Here is a 14,764-nt window from a genome sequence, read left to right as displayed (position 1 = left end):
GGTAACCGGCCGATGCGCCCGCAAGCGGGGCGGGCGCGTGTGGTGGCTGGGGTTCATAGACTGGTCGGATGCGAGCGCTCACCGAGACCGAAGTGCGGGCTTCGTTCGTCAATGCGGACCCTGATGAGCTGCGTGTGATGGAGATGCCGCACGACTTCCTCCTCGTCGACTGGGACTACCTCGACTTCTTCGCCTGGCGCGATCCGGGGGCGGGTGCACGAGGCTACGTGCTCATCCAGCACGAGGGCGGCATCGCGGGCGTCGTCCTGCACGCGTCGGGCCCAGGGCGTGCACGGTCGGGCATGTGCAACATCTGCCACACCATGCAGCCGGGCAATCAGGTCGTCCTGTTCTCCGCGCGGCGGGCAGGGGATGCCGGCCGGCGCGGCGATTCGGTCGGCACCTATGTCTGCGCCGATCTGTCCTGCCACGAGAGCGTGCGGTTGGCGCATCCGCTCGCTCCCAACGAGGTGAGGGCGGCCGGTCAGATCGACTTCCGTCTGGACGGCACCCGGCGGCGCATGGAGGCGTTCGTCTCCCGGGTCTGGGAGTCGCAGGACTGATCGCGGTTACGCTGGAGGCAACGTCCGTGCTCGAAGGAGATGCCATGAGCGATGCCATTCTGCTGTCGGTCGACGAAGGGCTGGCTCGGCTCACGCTGAACCGCCCCGCGCGACTCAATGCGTTCAACGCCGACCTGGCTCATGCCTGGCGAGACGCGACCGCGGAGGCGACCTCACGCAGAGACGTCAAGGCCATCCTGATCGATGCCTCCGGCCCGGCTTTCTGCGCCGGCGGCGACGTGATCGACATGGCGACCACGATGGGCTCCGGAGCGGAGATCACCGCGCTCGCCGAGGTCATCAACGCCGGGATCCGCTCGCTCACGGAGTCGTCCGTGCCCGTCGTCGCGGCCGCGCACGGCACGACCGCGGGTGGGGGGCTCGGCATCCTGCTCTCCAGCGACTACGCCGTGGTCGGCGCACGTTCGCGCCTCGGCAGTCTGTACGCGAACATCGGCCTCACGCCCGACCTGTCGGTGTCGGCGCAGCTCACGCGCGCGATCGGGCAGCGGCGTGCGCTGCAGCTGGTGCTGCAGGATCGCCTGCTCAGTGCGCAGGAGGCGCAGGACTGGGGTCTGGTCGCGGAAACGGTGGCAGGGGAGGACACAGCGTCCGAAGCGGCTCTCGTCCGAGCCAGGGGGGAGGAGGTCGCCCGATTCTGGCTCGCCGGGGCGGCGGATGCCTACGGACAGGCCAAGCGTCTCGTGCGCTCGCAGCCGGAACGCACCTTCGCGGAGCAACTCAGCGAGGAGGCGCGCTCGATCGGCGCTGCGATGCAGACCCCCGACGCACAGGCCCGCATCACGGCGTTCGCCGCGGCCTCGGCCAAGAAGGCCGGCTGACTCCTCCTGCACAGATCGCTCCGCGTCGACAGAAGTCCACCGCGGGGATGATCTCCCCGGTATCCGTCCGGCAGCGTGGCAGGATGAAGGCACCGCCGCTCTACGAGAGGATCGCCATGTCGAAGCCGGAGATCGCGAACACCGGAAAGACGAACACATCCCTGCTCATCAGGGGTGCCATCTGGATCGCCATCGGCGCCTTGATCGCCGCCGCCCTCGTGTGCGTCGTGTGGGTGCTGATCGGAGACCAGGACGGTCTGATCGGCCGGGCCTTCCTGACGATCCTGCTGCTGGCAGGGTTCGCCGGCATCGCGATCCTGGAGGCCGGTCTCGCGCCGAACCGGCCGGACTGGCTCGCACTGACGAGCATGGTGACGTGGATCGTCGCGCTGCTCGTCGGCGCGGTGAAGATCTGGCTCCCGGAGGACGGCGATTACTTCGGCGGCGCGGAGCGCTTCTTCCAGCTGCTCCTGGTCGTCGGGATCCTGCAGCTCGCGCTTCTGCACGTGCGACTCTTCACGCCGGCCGCCCAGCGCCACGTCACGACGTTCACGCGGGTCATCTTCATCGTGACCGTGGTGTTCCTCGGGGCGCTGGTCGCCCTGCTCGTGTTCTTCCTGACCTTCCCGCAGACCTTCGACTACAGCGAGCTGTACTGGCGGATCGTGGTCGCTCTGACGATCCTCGCCGCGGTCGGCACGACGCTGGTCCCGCTGCTCAACGCGCTCTTCGCGCCGAAGAAGCCGAGCGTCGCCGCACGCGCCGCGGCGGCACCGTCGTGGCCGACCTACGCGGATGGCATCACGCCGCTGCCGGCACTGCCCGACGCGTCGCCCGACTGGAACGCGTACTACACGGGCTACCCCACGGTGATCCCGCAGGCGCAGCAGGCGATCGCCAGTGCACCTGCCGCCGGATTCCCTGTCGTGCCGGAACCGGTCGCGCCGACGTTCGACGGCGGACACGTCGGAGTTCCGGCACCGCCGGTGCCCCCGGCGCCGGAGTCGCCTCCCGCCCCGCAGGCCCCGCAGACGGCGTTTCCGCCGGCACCGCCCGCGCCGCCGCTTCCCCCGCTGTGAGTCTCGCACTCGAGCTCGGAGAGCTTGCCGCAGAGATCGCGAGGGAAGCAGGAGCGCTCGCCCGGCAGCGCCGGACGGAAGGGGTGCACCTTGCGGCCACCAAGTCGACGCTCGCCGATATCGTCACCGATGCGGATCGAGAGGTCGAGAACCTGATCCGGGAGCGCCTGCGAACGGTGCGCCCAGATGACGGCTTCCTCGGCGAGGAATCTGACGCCGAGGTGGGCGCGAGCGGGATCACGTGGGTCGTCGACCCGATCGACGGCACCGTGAACTATGCCTACGGCATCCCCGCCTACAACGTGAGCATCGCCGCCGTGCGGGGAACCCCGCTCCCGGACGCATGGGAGGCGTTGGCGGGTGCGGTGTCCGCACCGGTATTCGACGAACTCTTCACCGCGGTGCAGGGCGAGGGCGCCTGGCTCGACGGCCGTCGGCTCCAGGTGACCTCGGAGACGCCGGCTGGCGCACTGCTCGCCACCGGATTCGGATACGACCCCTCGACGCACGACGGAGACCTCGCCCTGGTGCGCCGCGTGATGCCGATGGCTCGGGATCTGCGTCGGATGGGATCCGCCGCGCTCGACCTCGCCTATGTCGCCGCCGGCCGGCTGGACGGATACTTCGAACGTGGCCTCAAGCCCTGGGACTTCGCTGCGGGCGCGCTGCTCGTGACGGAGGCGGGCGGAGTGGTCACGCGCACGGATGTGGAATCCGCGCGCCCGATGCTGATCGCCGGTGGGGCCGAAGTCCATCAGCGGCTGACGGCGATCATGGAGAATGAACAGTGAACGGCACATGGCTTTCCCAGCCTGAGCAGGGTAGGGTTTATGCGATCGTTACTTTCATCCCCGAATGATGAGAGCTGAGTAAGCGCCCCCGAGCTTCCCGCACGACCCGAGAGAATCGCTTTGCCCTTCGAGAATCCCCAGGCTGATGCCGCGCCCACGCGTCGCTCCAGCCGACTCCGCACAGCGGCCTTCGAGGCCCCCGCGGCGGGTACGACGGACTCTGTCTCCATTGACTCCGCCGTGGCCCGCGCCACCGAGACTCCTCTGTCACGACGCGCCGTTCGCGCGCGCATGACCGCTGACACGCCGGCGGCAGACGTCGCTGATGAGGTCGTCGACATCCCGACTCCGGCCGAGCTGCTCGCCGAGAACGTCGCAGCCCCCGCGATCCCCTTCGTGGCCGCGCCCGCCGCATCGGCAGAGACCGACGCCCATGCCGACGCGTTCGAGCTGGCATCCCGTGCTTTCCGTGCCGCGACCGGACCGGTCGCCGTGCAGTCGGCATCCGCGCCGAGCGCCTCCGACGAAGAGGGTGCGGAGGGCGTCACCGTTTCCGACGCACACATCGCCCCGCGTCGTCCGCGCAACGCCCGCAAGTTCCTTGCCCTCGGTGCCACGGTCGGTGTCATGAGCCTCGCCGGGCTCCTTGCCGTGTCGATGACGCTCCCTGCCGAGGCTGTCGCCGCGGCGCAGGGCACCACGGTCGCTTCCACCTCTCTCGTCGCTGGCTCCGCCGCGGCGAAGGGTGACGCGTCCGGCGACGAGATCCAGGCATTCATCGCCTCCTCCGACGTGCAGAGCGAGTCGCTCGCGCGTGACGACGACTTCAGCACGGTCTCTCTGATCGATGTCGCCGCCGAGCAGGGCATCAACTACTCCAGCGAGATCTTCACGAACGACCCTGACGCCGCGATCCAGTGGCCCTTCATGGTCGGCGTGGGCATGAGCTACGGCTACGGCATGCGCAGCGGCCGCCTCCACGAAGGCATCGACTTCGTGCCGGGCAACGGTGCGCCTGTCCAGGCGATCGCCGACGGCACGGTGCGCATCGCGACCGAGCAGGGCGGCGCCTACGGCGTGACCGTGTACATCGATCATGTGATCGACGGATCGGTCATCACGAGCCACTACTCGCACATGCAGTACGGCTCGCTGCAGGTCAAGGCCGGCGACACCGTCACGGTCGGCACCGTGGTCGGCAAGACCGGCAACACCGGACGCTCCTACGGCGCCCACATGCACTTCGAGCTCATCGTCAACGGAACGACCATCGATCCGCTGCCGTGGCTGCGCGAAAACGCAGGTCGGTACTCGTACTGACGGCTCGATTTCATGAGCATGCCACTGTGATGGTATTCTCGTACGGTTGCCCCGCGAGGGGCAGCACGCCCCGATAGCTCAGTGGCAGAGCACTTCCATGGTAAGGAAGGGGTCGTCAGTTCAATCCTGACTCGGGGCTCGCAGCATTCTTCTCACGCGGACGGATGCCTCGCGGCAGGGTAGCTCAGCTGGTTAGAGCGCACGACTCATAATCGTGAGGTCGCGGGTTCAAGCCCCGCTCCTGCTACAGAAACACCTGGTCAGCCCCGGATTTATCCGGGGCTTTCTGCATTCTGGGTCAGCCTACTCCGCACATACTCCGCAGATTCAGATGCCGAGAACGGCGTCGAGAGCGTCCGCTGCCCGGGATCCTCCGACTGTCTTCGACATGTAGGTGCCCATCGTGAGCGAGGGATCGGCATGCCCGAGAAACTCAGCGATGTCGCGAGCCGTGAGGCCAGCCTGATCGAGCGCCGTAGCGACCGTCTTGCGGAAGCTGTGGAAGCTGTAGTTGCCGATGCCGAGGCGCGTCCGGGCCTGCGCCCAGTCTCGCGCCGTGTTCCGTGGATCCCGCAGGTTGCCGAGGATCGTCGGAAATACGAGCCCGTGAGGATTGGGGCCGCCTCGCACGCGGCGGTCGCCGAGGACGCCGAGCACGCCGCCGGGGAGGCGGATCCTACGCGCGCCGGCGTCAGTCTTCGTGTGGAGCTGCCTGATCACGCCGTGGCCGGTAGCGCGCACTGCGTTCGCCCGGATTGTCGCGGTCCCGGCGCCGAGGTCCACGTCTTCCCACGCGAGCCCGCACGCCTCGCTGATCCGCACGCCCGTTCCGGCGACGAACTCGACCAGGTCGACAAGATCGAGGTCATGGGCGCGTTGGTCGCCGCGCAGCTTCTCGAGGATGCCGGCGAGATCGCCGAGTGGGATAGGCGTAGCGCCCACTGCCTTCTGTTCGATTGGTGCGAGCTCGCGCACGGGGTTGTGGCGCACGGCGTCAGCCCGAGCAGCTAGCCCCATCATCCCGGACAGGACGGCGCGTGCGGTCTTCGCGGTACCGATGCCCACCTCGGATGCGATTGCATCGACGAACCGTTGCAGGCGGTCCGCCGTCGCCTCCGAGACGGCTAGGTCGCCGATACGCGGGATGATGACCTTGCGCACTGCGCGCTCGTAGGTCTCGATGGTCCTTGGCGCTCGGCCAGACTTCGCTGCGAGGAATCGCTCCCCTAGGTCGCCGAGTCGCGTCTCCCGCTTTACATCTGTAGCCGTAGAAGCCTGAATCGTCGTCAGCGCGATCTTGAGTGCGGTCTCGGCTTTCGATTCGCTCTCGGCGATCCTCTCGACTTGGCGCAGCTTCCCGTCGTCGAACCGGTAGCGGGTGCGGGCACGCCAGAGACGATGCTGTCGCTTCCGAGCCGCGTCCACCTCGACGACGATCATGCGTCGGCGGCCATCGCGCTCACTGTACGCAACGGGATCGATCGTGATTCGGCCGTAACTACTGAGCGGAGTTCGTGGGCGTGCCATTATTCATGCCTTCGTTGAAGAACAGGAATCGGTCGCCAGCCTCGCCAGCTCCTCGCGTCACGAGAACACGAATATCCTCATCCGTGAGGTCTGAGACTGCGACGACGTCGATCCAGGAGAGCATCGAGCTTAGGGCCGACAGCTCGACGCCCTCAGCGCGCAGCTTTTCTCGGGTTGAGCGAAGGTCGGAGGCAAGTGAGCGGACAGCGGCAGTAAGCGCGTTGATATCGATGTCGCTCAGCGAAGCCGGGGGAGCGGTAAACAGCACAGCTCGCTGCAGCAGATCCTGTTTGCATCGCCCGTGTCGCAAGAGCAACTCCGTGATTCGCCGCGATCGGTCGATCGTAGCTACGCGTGATTGCTCGAACGCTGCTGAGTGGCGATCGAGCGCCTCTTGGCCGCCGTCCGTGAGGGCAACGGACGCGGCGACCTCCTCGAACAAACTGCCCCAACTTTCAATACCGACAATCGCATCGAAGACAGCCTCTGATGGGCGCAAACCGGACGGCCATGCTTCACTGTCCGTCTCGACGCCAACAGGCGTCATCAGAGCAACCGGCGCGACTCCCAAGACGCGGGCGAACAACATGATCTCGCCCAGTCCGATCGACTTGCGTTTGCCTGCGAAGAGGTTGTTCAAGGTGGTCGGCCTGATCTCTTGCGGCCCCGCGTCCCCGTTGCCCCGAAACTCGATGTTGCATAGCTGAGCGAACGCCTTCGTAGTCAGTCCTGAGGCGCGGCGGTAGTGATTAACAGTTCTCGCAACTTGCTTTGTCAGTCGCGTCTCCCAGCTGTCGCCTGGCAACGGGTCGGGGCTGGTCTTCGGGTCATCGCTCATGAAATCTTACGATAGCGGATGCGGCTAAGCGAAAAAAGTTGCTTGCGATCGAGATTCGCTGCTAGCGTTCCTTTCTAAGTGATAGTCGCTTAGAAATGGATGGTTTGAAGTGAGAAAAGTAGCTGAGGCGAGCGTGGGTTGGCTTCCCGAGCTCGCGACGAGACCGCAGGTGGCTGCATACACGCAGACGTCTGTTCCGACGCTTGCGCGTTGGGCGGCGGAGGGTCAAGGGCCCAAGGTGACGAAGCTCGGGGGTGTTGTGCGCTACCGCCGGGAGGATGTGCTCACCTGGATCGCCGAGGCGGGAGCGACCGCATTGTGAGTGTTGAGATATGGCGGTTGCAGTCGGGCCGCATCGGAACTGTGGACCTTGAGCAATCGCCGGCAGCTGTGGACGCGCTGAGAGCGCTGTTGCGATCGCAGGGCGCCGTTCCCGAAGAAGAAGGCCCCGAAGCGGCGGCAACCGCTGTCGAGGCCGAGAACACACCCACCCCATCGCAGGAGCACATGATGAACAAGAACCAGGATACGGTCGTCCCGCAGTTTTCCTCTACCGCTGTCATTCAGGCGCTGGCGGTGATCGATGCGTTGCCGCATGACAAGTATTTCCATTTCGAGCCCGGCGACGAGCTCTACCAGGAGATTCCTGCGGTCGTGGTCAAGCCGCTCGCGTGGATGGGAAGCGACCCGGTCGGGTGGGATCAGGACACATGGGTGCACCGTGTACTTCCACTCGATCTTGAGGGTCGGAAGGTCGACGTCCTCGGCGCGGAGTGGGATGACGCGCTAAGCGCAGCACCTCCCGGCCTTGTGGCGACGTGGCGTGTCACGGCGAACGCGGCTATCCGTATCGGGGATCTGTTGGTCATCAGTCTCGGCCAGTTCTTCCCCCATCGCGAGGTGGAGGTAGACGGTGCCCCGATGGTCGAACTGGTCACGTTCGCCGAGACGCTGCGCCGCAAGCAGGAGGCGAAGACCGCATGGCTGGACGCGCACCCCACGATCGCGGCGCACAAGCCGGGATGGGCGGAGCGCGTTATCGTCGAGGCCATCGACGAGCGCAATCCCGAAGCCGACGTCGAGATCTGGTTCGAGCGCGACTTCGGACCGGTGCATCTGACGAAATGCGCGACCTACAACGGCGGGACGCTCACGTGGGCTGACGGATCAGACGCGCCGTCCATCCACATCGATCGCGACAAGCGCGAGGACATGACGCTGGACGGAATGCGGGAGCTCGCGTTTGCTCTCCCTGAGGCGATCTCTGTGGTCGAGGCGGCTTCAGCATGATCGGCATCGTCGGTGTCGACCTGACGCAGAATCAAGTCAAGGGGCACCTTGAGCGCTACCTCGTCGCCTACTTCGAGACCATGGATCGCGCGATCGAAGCGAACGGCGGATCGCTAGCATGCAGCGTCATCGGGGACGATCCTTGGCGGCCCGACCTGCCGATCGAGCTGCGCCCGTCGTGGCTGCATAGCTTCCATGCGTCGGCGGACAAAGACGACTTCTTCATCGATCTGCGAGGCCCCGTCCTCAACGACATCTTCGTATGTCAGGCGGTTGAGATCGACCTCGAGTGGAAGGACCCGACCAGCCCCTCTGGGTTCGTCATCCTCGACTTTCGTATCGAGTCGCTGGGAATTCACATGATTGACGACCGGCTCGACCTCGAGAAAGCACGAGCGATCACGTCTGGTCTCATCGCGGCTGGGAAGCTCATGGCGGCGCTGCTCGAGGCTCCGCAGGAGGTGCGATGAATGGCTCGACGTGTGACGCCCACGTGGGTCACACGGGAGGTCGTCAGCAGGTTCGGGGTATCGGCTTCCGAGCGGGTAGTGCTGCTGTGCTTGTGGGACCACGCGAACGGCGATCTGGAGTCGTGGCCATCGCATCCGACGATCGCTCGGGAGACCGGCTTGTCGGAGCGAAAGACGAAGGAAGCGGTGAAGGTGCTGCATCGGCGAGGCTTCACAAGACGAGCAGACGGAAGGGGACCCGACGACCCGCCCTTGAACGATCGGAAGGCCGTGCGGTGGTTAATGGTTCCTACACCCGCATTGATCGACCGTTCGCTAGTGCATCCCGTGCACTAGCGAAGGTGATCACTAGTGCACCTGGTGCTGTAGTGCTAGTGCACCAGGTGCACGCAGAAGGTATAACTACTCACGGAGCGCGCTCTGCCGTGGCCTTGCGCGCTCTCCCGGGCGCTTACCGATTCTCTTCGCTCGCTGGCCGTGACAATCGTCAAGCCGATGACACATCATGGCGTCATCGGGCAGCTTGCTGCTCGATGCCTGCCCGGCGAGGGCGCTCATGGCAAGCGCCTGCATCTCCGGTGTCAGCGTGCTCACGGTTGCGCCGCCTCCCGGCGTCGCTGGCTGATGAGGGAGTGATGGCAGGGTGCTCGGCACCATCTGCCGGCGCACGTAGCAGAGGTGGAGATCACGGGCGTCATTACCGCGTCTTGGCGGAAGGGGGAGAACGTGGCGTCCGATGACAACCAGAGCGACGGCTGGCTCGATATCGGAGTGGACGTCGCATCCCAACTGTGGTCGAACTGGAGTGCTCTCAATGAGAGCGAGCTTCGCGCACTCGGTCGAGAGCAGTGGACGAACCCCGTCGCGGGACACAACACGGAGATCAGACGTCTCGAGCATCGGCACCCTGAGCTAAGGCGGAAGCTCTGAACGCTTCGGTGAGCGCGTGGCACCCTCAGGTGGGATCAACACCGCCTGAGGGTGCTGTCTGCATAACGAGCGGACGGGCCAGTCCCCTCGATCGTGGCCTGGCGGGCGCCCTGCAACCATCGCCGTCGCGAGACGCGAGCAGCGGCATGAGGTCAACTGTTGTATGCCTTACGGAACGCAACCTCGGCCTCGCGACATCGGGCATTCAGCCAGTCGAGATCCGCGGCGGGAAATGCCCGTTCACCACGGACAGCCGAGCCGAGGATGCTCCGCAGCCGACCGATAGCGCCCCGTTGGACATGACCTGCGTATTCATCCCAAGCGTCGAGTCGTTGCGCGGCCTGCGCCACGTTCAGCACGTACCCGACGCAGCGCACGGCCTCACGAACCCTCGCGTCGGGCAGCTTCGCCTCGATCGCAGCCAACTCCGTGAACGAGGCCGAGCCAGGGTCCACGGCTTCATAGGTGAATCGGAGCTTGGACTGTGCCGTACTAATCTCAGCCCCGACCTTAGTTGCGAGATCGAGAGCCTGCGCCAGCTGCTCGCGAGCATCGCGGCGGTCCTGGTGCTTGCGACTGCGAAGTCCTTCGAGGGTCGTCGCGCCGAAGGTCAGAGCGGAGCCGACGAGCAGCGGCCACAGCCAGTCAAAGTTCATGTCGCGTCAGCGAGCGCCGCGAGCGACGAGACGCGCAAGCTCCTCAGGGTCGCCGAAGCGGTCCCCATCGGTCGCGCCGTGCCTGAACCATCCCCGAGCATCTCTACTTCGACCTCAGCGGCCAGCGAGCACAGCTGCTCTACGTCGAGGATGACCCCCGATAGAGTGCGGGCATGGCTTCCCTCGACGCACCCAGCGGCTCCTACGCCGTCGACACGTTCGCCCGTTGGCAGGACAACGCCCGCGGCATCGCGAAGTCGCTCGATGCGCTGCGCTTGGTCGACGGGGACGGCACGACGAAGCACGGTGAGCAGTACCGCGGCCGAGGAGACCGCGGCGCCGGCTGGGTTCGCCACGACTTCTCAGGAGCCCCGGCTCGCGCGCTCCGCCGTGCGCAACGCGACACACACCCGGACACCGGGGGTGACGCCGCGACGTTCGAGCGCGTGTTGGTCGCCGAGGCGAAGCTCCGCGAGGCGGGCCTGCTGTGACCGCTCAGCTAACGACGAAAGTCATCGATCGGCCGTATCTGGTCCCGTCGAGCCATCCCACATCTATGACCGTCGCTGCAGGGCTGGCGAACGTCCTCGAGATCGAGAAGGGAAGAGTCATATTCGGTGCGACGTCCATTGGTTCAGCGACGGGAATGTATAGGTCCTGGGCATCGCTTTCTGCGACCGGGCGCAGAATCGCTGAACGAGCGGTCTCGGTTCCGACGTTACGGAGCACCCACCGGTTCGGTCCGTCCCTCTCCACCTTCCAGCGCACCGGGGGCAAGGCGGGTGGACCCTCGACTCGGGTTGTGGTTGCCGCCGCGGCTGCCGCCGCTGAGTTCACCCGTTCTACCAGTACTTCGATCGTCTCGACGTGCCTGGTGGTCATAAGCCGAGCCGCATCACTCGCCAGCGTCTGGGCGTTGGCAGCGGCTGTCTGTGCTTCGGTTGCGTCGAGCTGCGCCCTGTCCGCTCTTTTGTTTGCGCGGAAGGTAAAGCCCGCGATGACGAGAGTTGCTACGACTCCGATGCCGGTGAGCCAAACGATCCACCAGTCAGCTGCGGACGCCACGGCGACGATCGCATCGGCAGTCGGACTCGGCGTCGGCTTCACACACGGCACTCTATCGGCGAGCAGTCAGATGAACGCGCGCAAGCCACCGCCGCAAAGACCATTGCGGCAGCACGACCGCCTTCGAGCGACGCGATCAGTAGCGGAGGGAGGCCATGGCTGAGTACTTGAGCTATAGGGAGTCTGCGAAGTTCCTAGGGAAGTCGGTAGTCACCATCAAGAGATGGCGGAGGAACGGCATGCCGATGTTGTGGGAGGTCCGTGACGGCCAGCGATACCGAGTCGTGGAGAAGCAGGTGCTGCAGGCGTGGTGGCGGCAGCGGCTGGCGGCGGACCCTGTCTGGCGACATGTTCTTCGCCGACGGATCGCTGAGCGTGAAGATGCGAGCGGTGACGAGGGACCTAGATGAAGGCGTGTGCCGGCATCCTGGCACTTCGGCGACTTCGGCGACTTCGGCGACTTCGGCGACTTCGGCGACTTCGGCGACTTCGGCGACTTCGGCTGATCGAATGCCGAGGAGCGTGACCCAATTGCGTGAATCCTGAGGTCAAACCGGAGCACATCGACATCGTCATGGACATGCTCGACTACGGGGAAAACCCTTCTTGACTTTCCCCACCTTCCACACATGACCCGTTCGGCGAGCTCTACCTTCGAGTGTTGATTCAAGAAAGTTTTGCGCTCACACCTGTGCAACGCGCTTTAGCCCCGGAATTACGCGGATGTAGTTCGTTTTCAACAGCCTGTGTACAAGGTTATCCACAGCGATTCTGCACAGACACTCCGAGATTGCTCACACACTCTCCACAGAGTTATACACAGGCGCGTTTGCGGGATCCCCTCTGAGTGAGGATCCTTGGTCTCGCCCAGTAATGACGGGGGCGCGCGGTACAAAGAAAGGAGCGGCTCCGAGACGCCAATCACGGGAGCCGCTCCATCACCCACCAGCCTGAGGAGGCAACGATGAGCGACTTACAGCCTAACGATCGATCCGATGGAGCCTACGAGATCGCCGGAGTTATCCGGCGTGAAGCGCGAATAAGCCGGCGGAGCCAAGCGCGTTGCGCGCAGCTGCTCTTCGATAGCTACGGCTGGGACTCTGCTCGAATCGCCGAGGCTCTGGACCTGACCAGAGACGCGGTCGCCCACCTTCTGGCGGCCGACGGCGTTCAGCGATGCGTCGAATGCTCCTTCGGCTTTCACCGTTCATGCATGGGCGAGCTCAACTTCGGCGTGGAAGGCCAACTGGTGCCGTGCGAATGCGGATGCTCGTCCTCGGCGTTGCCCACCGCACGCTCGCTACCATGAGCGCATGACGCTGACGCCCTCCAACCCGCCGCAGACACCACCTCCCGGCTGGTACACCAACCCCCATGGGCAGCAGCAATGGTGGGACGGGCGCCAGTGGGGACAAGTTGCCCCCACTCACGCCGCGCCTGTCGTCATCGTCGCGGCAAAGGAGAGCGGCACCGCCTACCTATTCGCGATCCTCCTCGGAGGATTCGCCGCACACCGCTTTTATCTGAACAGCCCAGGTAGCGCGATCGGGTTCATCGTCCTCTGGTGGGGCGGATGGGCACTGTCCGTGCTCCTTATCGGGATTCCCATGGTCATCGCCGCAGCGATCTGGTGGATTGTCGACATGGTTCGAATTCCGGAGATGGTCCGCGCTGCCAACGCTCCGCAACGCTACTGAGGCGCGTCTTGGATTCAGGAGCGATCCATGGACGCGGCGTGTCGTGTTTGACACGAATCCGTTGAACCCCCCTAATCTCAGGGTTAGACAGAACTGAGGAACGCCCCGCACCACACAGGTCCGGGGCGTTCGTCGTGTACTGCCATCCCATCCCAGCAGGGCCGCCGGCACCCCCTCCCGGCGGCCCGCATGGGATCACAGCGCCAGCGTGTAGGTGCGGATCCGCTCCTCGTCCTCGTACCGCCACTCAAGAACGATCTTGTGCGGAGCGTCCGGATCCTTCGTTGAGTACATGAACTGCAGACGGTCACCGGGCTCGTACCGGTGGCCCTCGGCAACGTGGCTCCAATAGATCGAAGACCCGGGCGGCTCTGCCCTCATCTGAGTAACGATCATCGGGCGCCGCGCGTTACTAACGCATGCGTAGGTGTCGCCGACGACATACTTCGCGGACCACGGGTCGGGCTGGGATGCCTCTTCTTGCAGCTGCACGGACCTTTCTGCGGCCGCGGCTTGGCGCTCACTGGCCGCAGCCGCCCGCTCCGCTGATTCCAGCGCGGCTTCAGCTTCCTCTCGACTGTGCCTGGCGCTGAGGGCTTGCCACACCGCGACGCCGGCACCAACGACACTTGTGACTGCGAGCACAACGTTCAGCGCAAGGGCGGCAGCTGGATCCATGCGTTCACCATAGCGACGGCGAGGTGGTCCAATGGGGAACCGGACGAAGTCCCGCCGCTACATCAAGCTCTCCGGAGAGTTCCGTGCACGGTGTGAAGCCGACCGGCTCCCGTGCTGGCTCTGCGGCATGGGCATCGACTATGCCGCCCCGCACGACGACTACAAGAACGACGAACGCTTCCAGCTCGACCACTTCCACCCGTGGTCGACGCACCCGGAGCTGCGTGAGGATCCGTCGAACTTCCGGCCCTCGCACGCCGGCTGCAACCGGGAGCGCTCGAATGGCTCACCCCGGCCACCGCTCGGCATCCCGTCGAGGCAGTGGTCCTGACCACCCACCCAGCATCCACAGCGGAAGGCATCCACCATGACCCGCACACACGCCACGATCAAGCTCCGCATGCTCGCCGCCCTCGGAGACGCCGAGCCAACCGAGATCGCCGTCATCGACGTCCCACTCGACGCGACCCCGCTTCCCGATGGTGAACCGGGGATGCAGCTCAGCATCCGCCGCCCTGCGCTCCGTCGCCTCATCCGCAAGTTCGGGCGCGTGTTCGCGGGGACGATCTGACCATGGCCGTCATCGCCCGCACGAACGCACCCCGCCCGCCCCTCCATGGTCGCGTCGTCGAGGTCCACGACCGACGCGGGCTCCTGAAGACCCCTGACGTGTTCGACCTCCGCGTGATCATCTGGTCTCCGAAGTTCGGCGTCCATGCGCACAGCCTCCCGGGCATCCGGGGGATAACGCACGCCATCGCCGTCGCGGAACGCATCGGCCAAGCCGAAGCACGGGCCACACGATGAGGACTGTCGAGGGCGAGCACATCCCGGAGACGGTCACCATGACCCTCACGCTCACCGCACCCGGCACACGCCGCACCGCGAACGTGCAGGTGCCAGTGGTGCCCGCGACCATTCGCCCCGACGGCGGCGTGGTCGACGTCCGCGCACGCATCACCGAAGACGACCTCGCCCGAGCCATCGGACAGCTCGCACGGTAGGGGAGAGGGACACA

General features: G+C 65.5%; 21 protein-coding genes and 2 tRNA genes. 18 read left to right on the top strand and 5 right to left on the bottom strand.

The genetic code is table 11. From position 1 onward, the window contains the following. Positions 1-68 precede the first annotated feature (68 nt). The 7 genes from FB560_RS14445 (at position 69) to FB560_RS14415 (ending at position 4,842) form a co-directional block, all read left to right on the top strand. Positions 69-563 (top strand): FBP domain-containing protein, encoded by a 495-nt coding sequence (locus FB560_RS14445; protein WP_141873020.1) that lies wholly within the window; start codon positions 69-71, stop codon positions 561-563. Positions 564-607: 44 nt separating this feature from the next. Then, positions 608-1,405 (top strand): enoyl-CoA hydratase/isomerase family protein, encoded by a 798-nt coding sequence (locus FB560_RS14440; protein WP_141873019.1) that lies wholly within the window; start codon positions 608-610, stop codon positions 1,403-1,405. Between the two features lie 83 nt (positions 1,406-1,488). Next, on the top strand, positions 1,489-2,484 hold the full coding sequence (locus FB560_RS20810) for a hypothetical protein (protein WP_188895055.1): 996 nt from the start codon (positions 1,489-1,491) through the stop codon (positions 2,482-2,484). After that, positions 2,481-3,275, top strand: a complete 795-nt coding sequence (locus tag FB560_RS14430; RefSeq protein WP_141873018.1) for an inositol monophosphatase family protein — start codon at positions 2,481-2,483, stop codon at positions 3,273-3,275. Before FB560_RS20810 ends, FB560_RS14430 begins: the two co-directional genes overlap by 4 nt. A gap of 291 nt (positions 3,276-3,566) precedes the next feature. Then, positions 3,567-4,595 (top strand): M23 family metallopeptidase, encoded by a 1,029-nt coding sequence (locus FB560_RS14425; RefSeq protein ID WP_229673045.1) that lies wholly within the window; start codon positions 3,567-3,569, stop codon positions 4,593-4,595. Positions 4,596-4,662: 67 nt separating this feature from the next. After that, positions 4,663-4,734 (top strand) — tRNA-Thr (locus FB560_RS14420). 34 nt (positions 4,735-4,768) lie between these two features. Beyond that, positions 4,769-4,842: transfer RNA gene (locus tag FB560_RS14415), tRNA-Met, on the top strand. Positions 4,843-4,922: 80 nt separating this feature from the next. On the opposite strand, the gene FB560_RS14410 is transcribed toward FB560_RS14415, so the two are convergent. Beyond that, positions 4,923-6,035, bottom strand: a complete 1,113-nt coding sequence (locus FB560_RS14410; protein ID WP_170198143.1) for a site-specific integrase — start codon at positions 6,033-6,035, stop codon at positions 4,923-4,925. 58 nt (positions 6,036-6,093) lie between these two features. Then, positions 6,094-6,960, bottom strand: coding sequence for an NAD-glutamate dehydrogenase (locus FB560_RS14405; RefSeq protein WP_141873015.1), 867 nt, complete (start codon positions 6,958-6,960; stop codon positions 6,094-6,096). 169 nt (positions 6,961-7,129) lie between these two features. Here FB560_RS14405 and FB560_RS14400 point away from each other — a divergent pair, with 169 nt between their 5' ends. From FB560_RS14400 to FB560_RS21205, 4 genes are all read left to right on the top strand, one after another. Next, a complete protein-coding gene (locus tag FB560_RS14400; RefSeq protein WP_211349969.1) occupies positions 7,130-7,282 on the top strand; it encodes a helix-turn-helix transcriptional regulator in 153 nt (50 codons plus the stop codon). A 68-nt stretch (positions 7,283-7,350) separates the two neighbouring features. Further along, the gene (locus FB560_RS14395) at positions 7,351-8,250 is read left to right on the top strand and encodes a hypothetical protein (RefSeq protein WP_141873014.1); all 900 of its coding nucleotides are present in this window, start codon (positions 7,351-7,353) and stop codon (positions 8,248-8,250) included. Continuing rightward, positions 8,247-8,720: a hypothetical protein gene (locus tag FB560_RS14390; protein ID WP_141873013.1), complete on the top strand. Its 474-nt coding sequence runs from the start codon at positions 8,247-8,249 to the stop codon at positions 8,718-8,720. Before FB560_RS14395 ends, FB560_RS14390 begins: the two co-directional genes overlap by 4 nt. Beyond that, complete coding sequence (locus FB560_RS21205) at positions 8,721-9,056, top strand: helix-turn-helix domain-containing protein (RefSeq protein ID WP_141873012.1); 336 nt, start codon at positions 8,721-8,723, stop codon at positions 9,054-9,056. A 746-nt stretch (positions 9,057-9,802) separates the two neighbouring features. Here the strand turns inward: FB560_RS21205 and FB560_RS14380 are convergent. Beyond that, on the bottom strand, positions 9,803-10,306 hold the full coding sequence (locus FB560_RS14380; RefSeq protein ID WP_141873011.1) for a hypothetical protein: 504 nt from the start codon (positions 10,304-10,306) through the stop codon (positions 9,803-9,805). Between the two features lie 173 nt (positions 10,307-10,479). Between FB560_RS14380 and FB560_RS14375 the strand changes: the two genes are divergently transcribed. Further along, complete coding sequence (locus FB560_RS14375; protein ID WP_141873010.1) at positions 10,480-10,797, top strand: hypothetical protein; 318 nt, start codon at positions 10,480-10,482, stop codon at positions 10,795-10,797. A gap of 4 nt (positions 10,798-10,801) precedes the next feature. Here the strand turns inward: FB560_RS14375 and FB560_RS14370 are convergent, their stop codons facing one another. Continuing rightward, positions 10,802-11,413 (bottom strand): hypothetical protein, encoded by a 612-nt coding sequence (locus tag FB560_RS14370; RefSeq protein WP_141873009.1) that lies wholly within the window; start codon positions 11,411-11,413, stop codon positions 10,802-10,804. A 922-nt stretch (positions 11,414-12,335) separates the two neighbouring features. On the opposite strand from FB560_RS14370, the gene FB560_RS14355 reads away from it, so the two are divergent. Further along, positions 12,336-12,680, top strand: coding sequence for a hypothetical protein (locus FB560_RS14355; RefSeq protein WP_141873006.1), 345 nt, complete (start codon positions 12,336-12,338; stop codon positions 12,678-12,680). Between the two features lie 4 nt (positions 12,681-12,684). Continuing rightward, on the top strand, positions 12,685-13,068 hold the full coding sequence (locus FB560_RS14350) for an NINE protein (protein WP_141873005.1): 384 nt from the start codon (positions 12,685-12,687) through the stop codon (positions 13,066-13,068). 195 nt (positions 13,069-13,263) lie between these two features. Here FB560_RS14350 and FB560_RS14345 read toward each other — a convergent pair whose 3' ends face one another. Continuing rightward, complete coding sequence (locus FB560_RS14345) at positions 13,264-13,746, bottom strand: hypothetical protein (RefSeq protein ID WP_141873004.1); 483 nt, start codon at positions 13,744-13,746, stop codon at positions 13,264-13,266. A gap of 31 nt (positions 13,747-13,777) precedes the next feature. On the opposite strand from FB560_RS14345, the gene FB560_RS14340 reads away from it, so the two are divergent. From FB560_RS14340 to FB560_RS14325, 4 genes are read left to right on the top strand one after another with little or no spacing between them, the layout of a single operon-like run. Next, positions 13,778-14,077: an HNH endonuclease gene (locus FB560_RS14340; protein WP_141873003.1), complete on the top strand. Its 300-nt coding sequence runs from the start codon at positions 13,778-13,780 to the stop codon at positions 14,075-14,077. Positions 14,078-14,113: 36 nt separating this feature from the next. After that, a complete protein-coding gene (locus FB560_RS14335; RefSeq protein ID WP_141873002.1) occupies positions 14,114-14,317 on the top strand; it encodes a hypothetical protein in 204 nt (67 codons plus the stop codon). A gap of 2 nt (positions 14,318-14,319) precedes the next feature. Further along, the gene (locus tag FB560_RS14330) at positions 14,320-14,553 is read left to right on the top strand and encodes a hypothetical protein (protein WP_141873001.1); all 234 of its coding nucleotides are present in this window, start codon (positions 14,320-14,322) and stop codon (positions 14,551-14,553) included. Continuing rightward, entirely contained in the window at positions 14,550-14,750 is a 201-nt protein-coding gene (locus FB560_RS14325) for a hypothetical protein (protein ID WP_141873000.1), read from the top strand. The genes FB560_RS14330 and FB560_RS14325 overlap by 4 nt, the downstream gene beginning before the upstream one ends. The last annotated feature ends 14 nt before the right edge of the window (positions 14,751-14,764 follow it).

The organism is Microbacterium saperdae (assembly GCF_006716345.1).
Taxonomy (GTDB): Bacteria; Actinomycetota; Actinomycetes; order Actinomycetales; family Microbacteriaceae; genus Microbacterium; species Microbacterium saperdae.
This window is presented reverse-complemented; position numbering and strand designations above follow the sequence as displayed.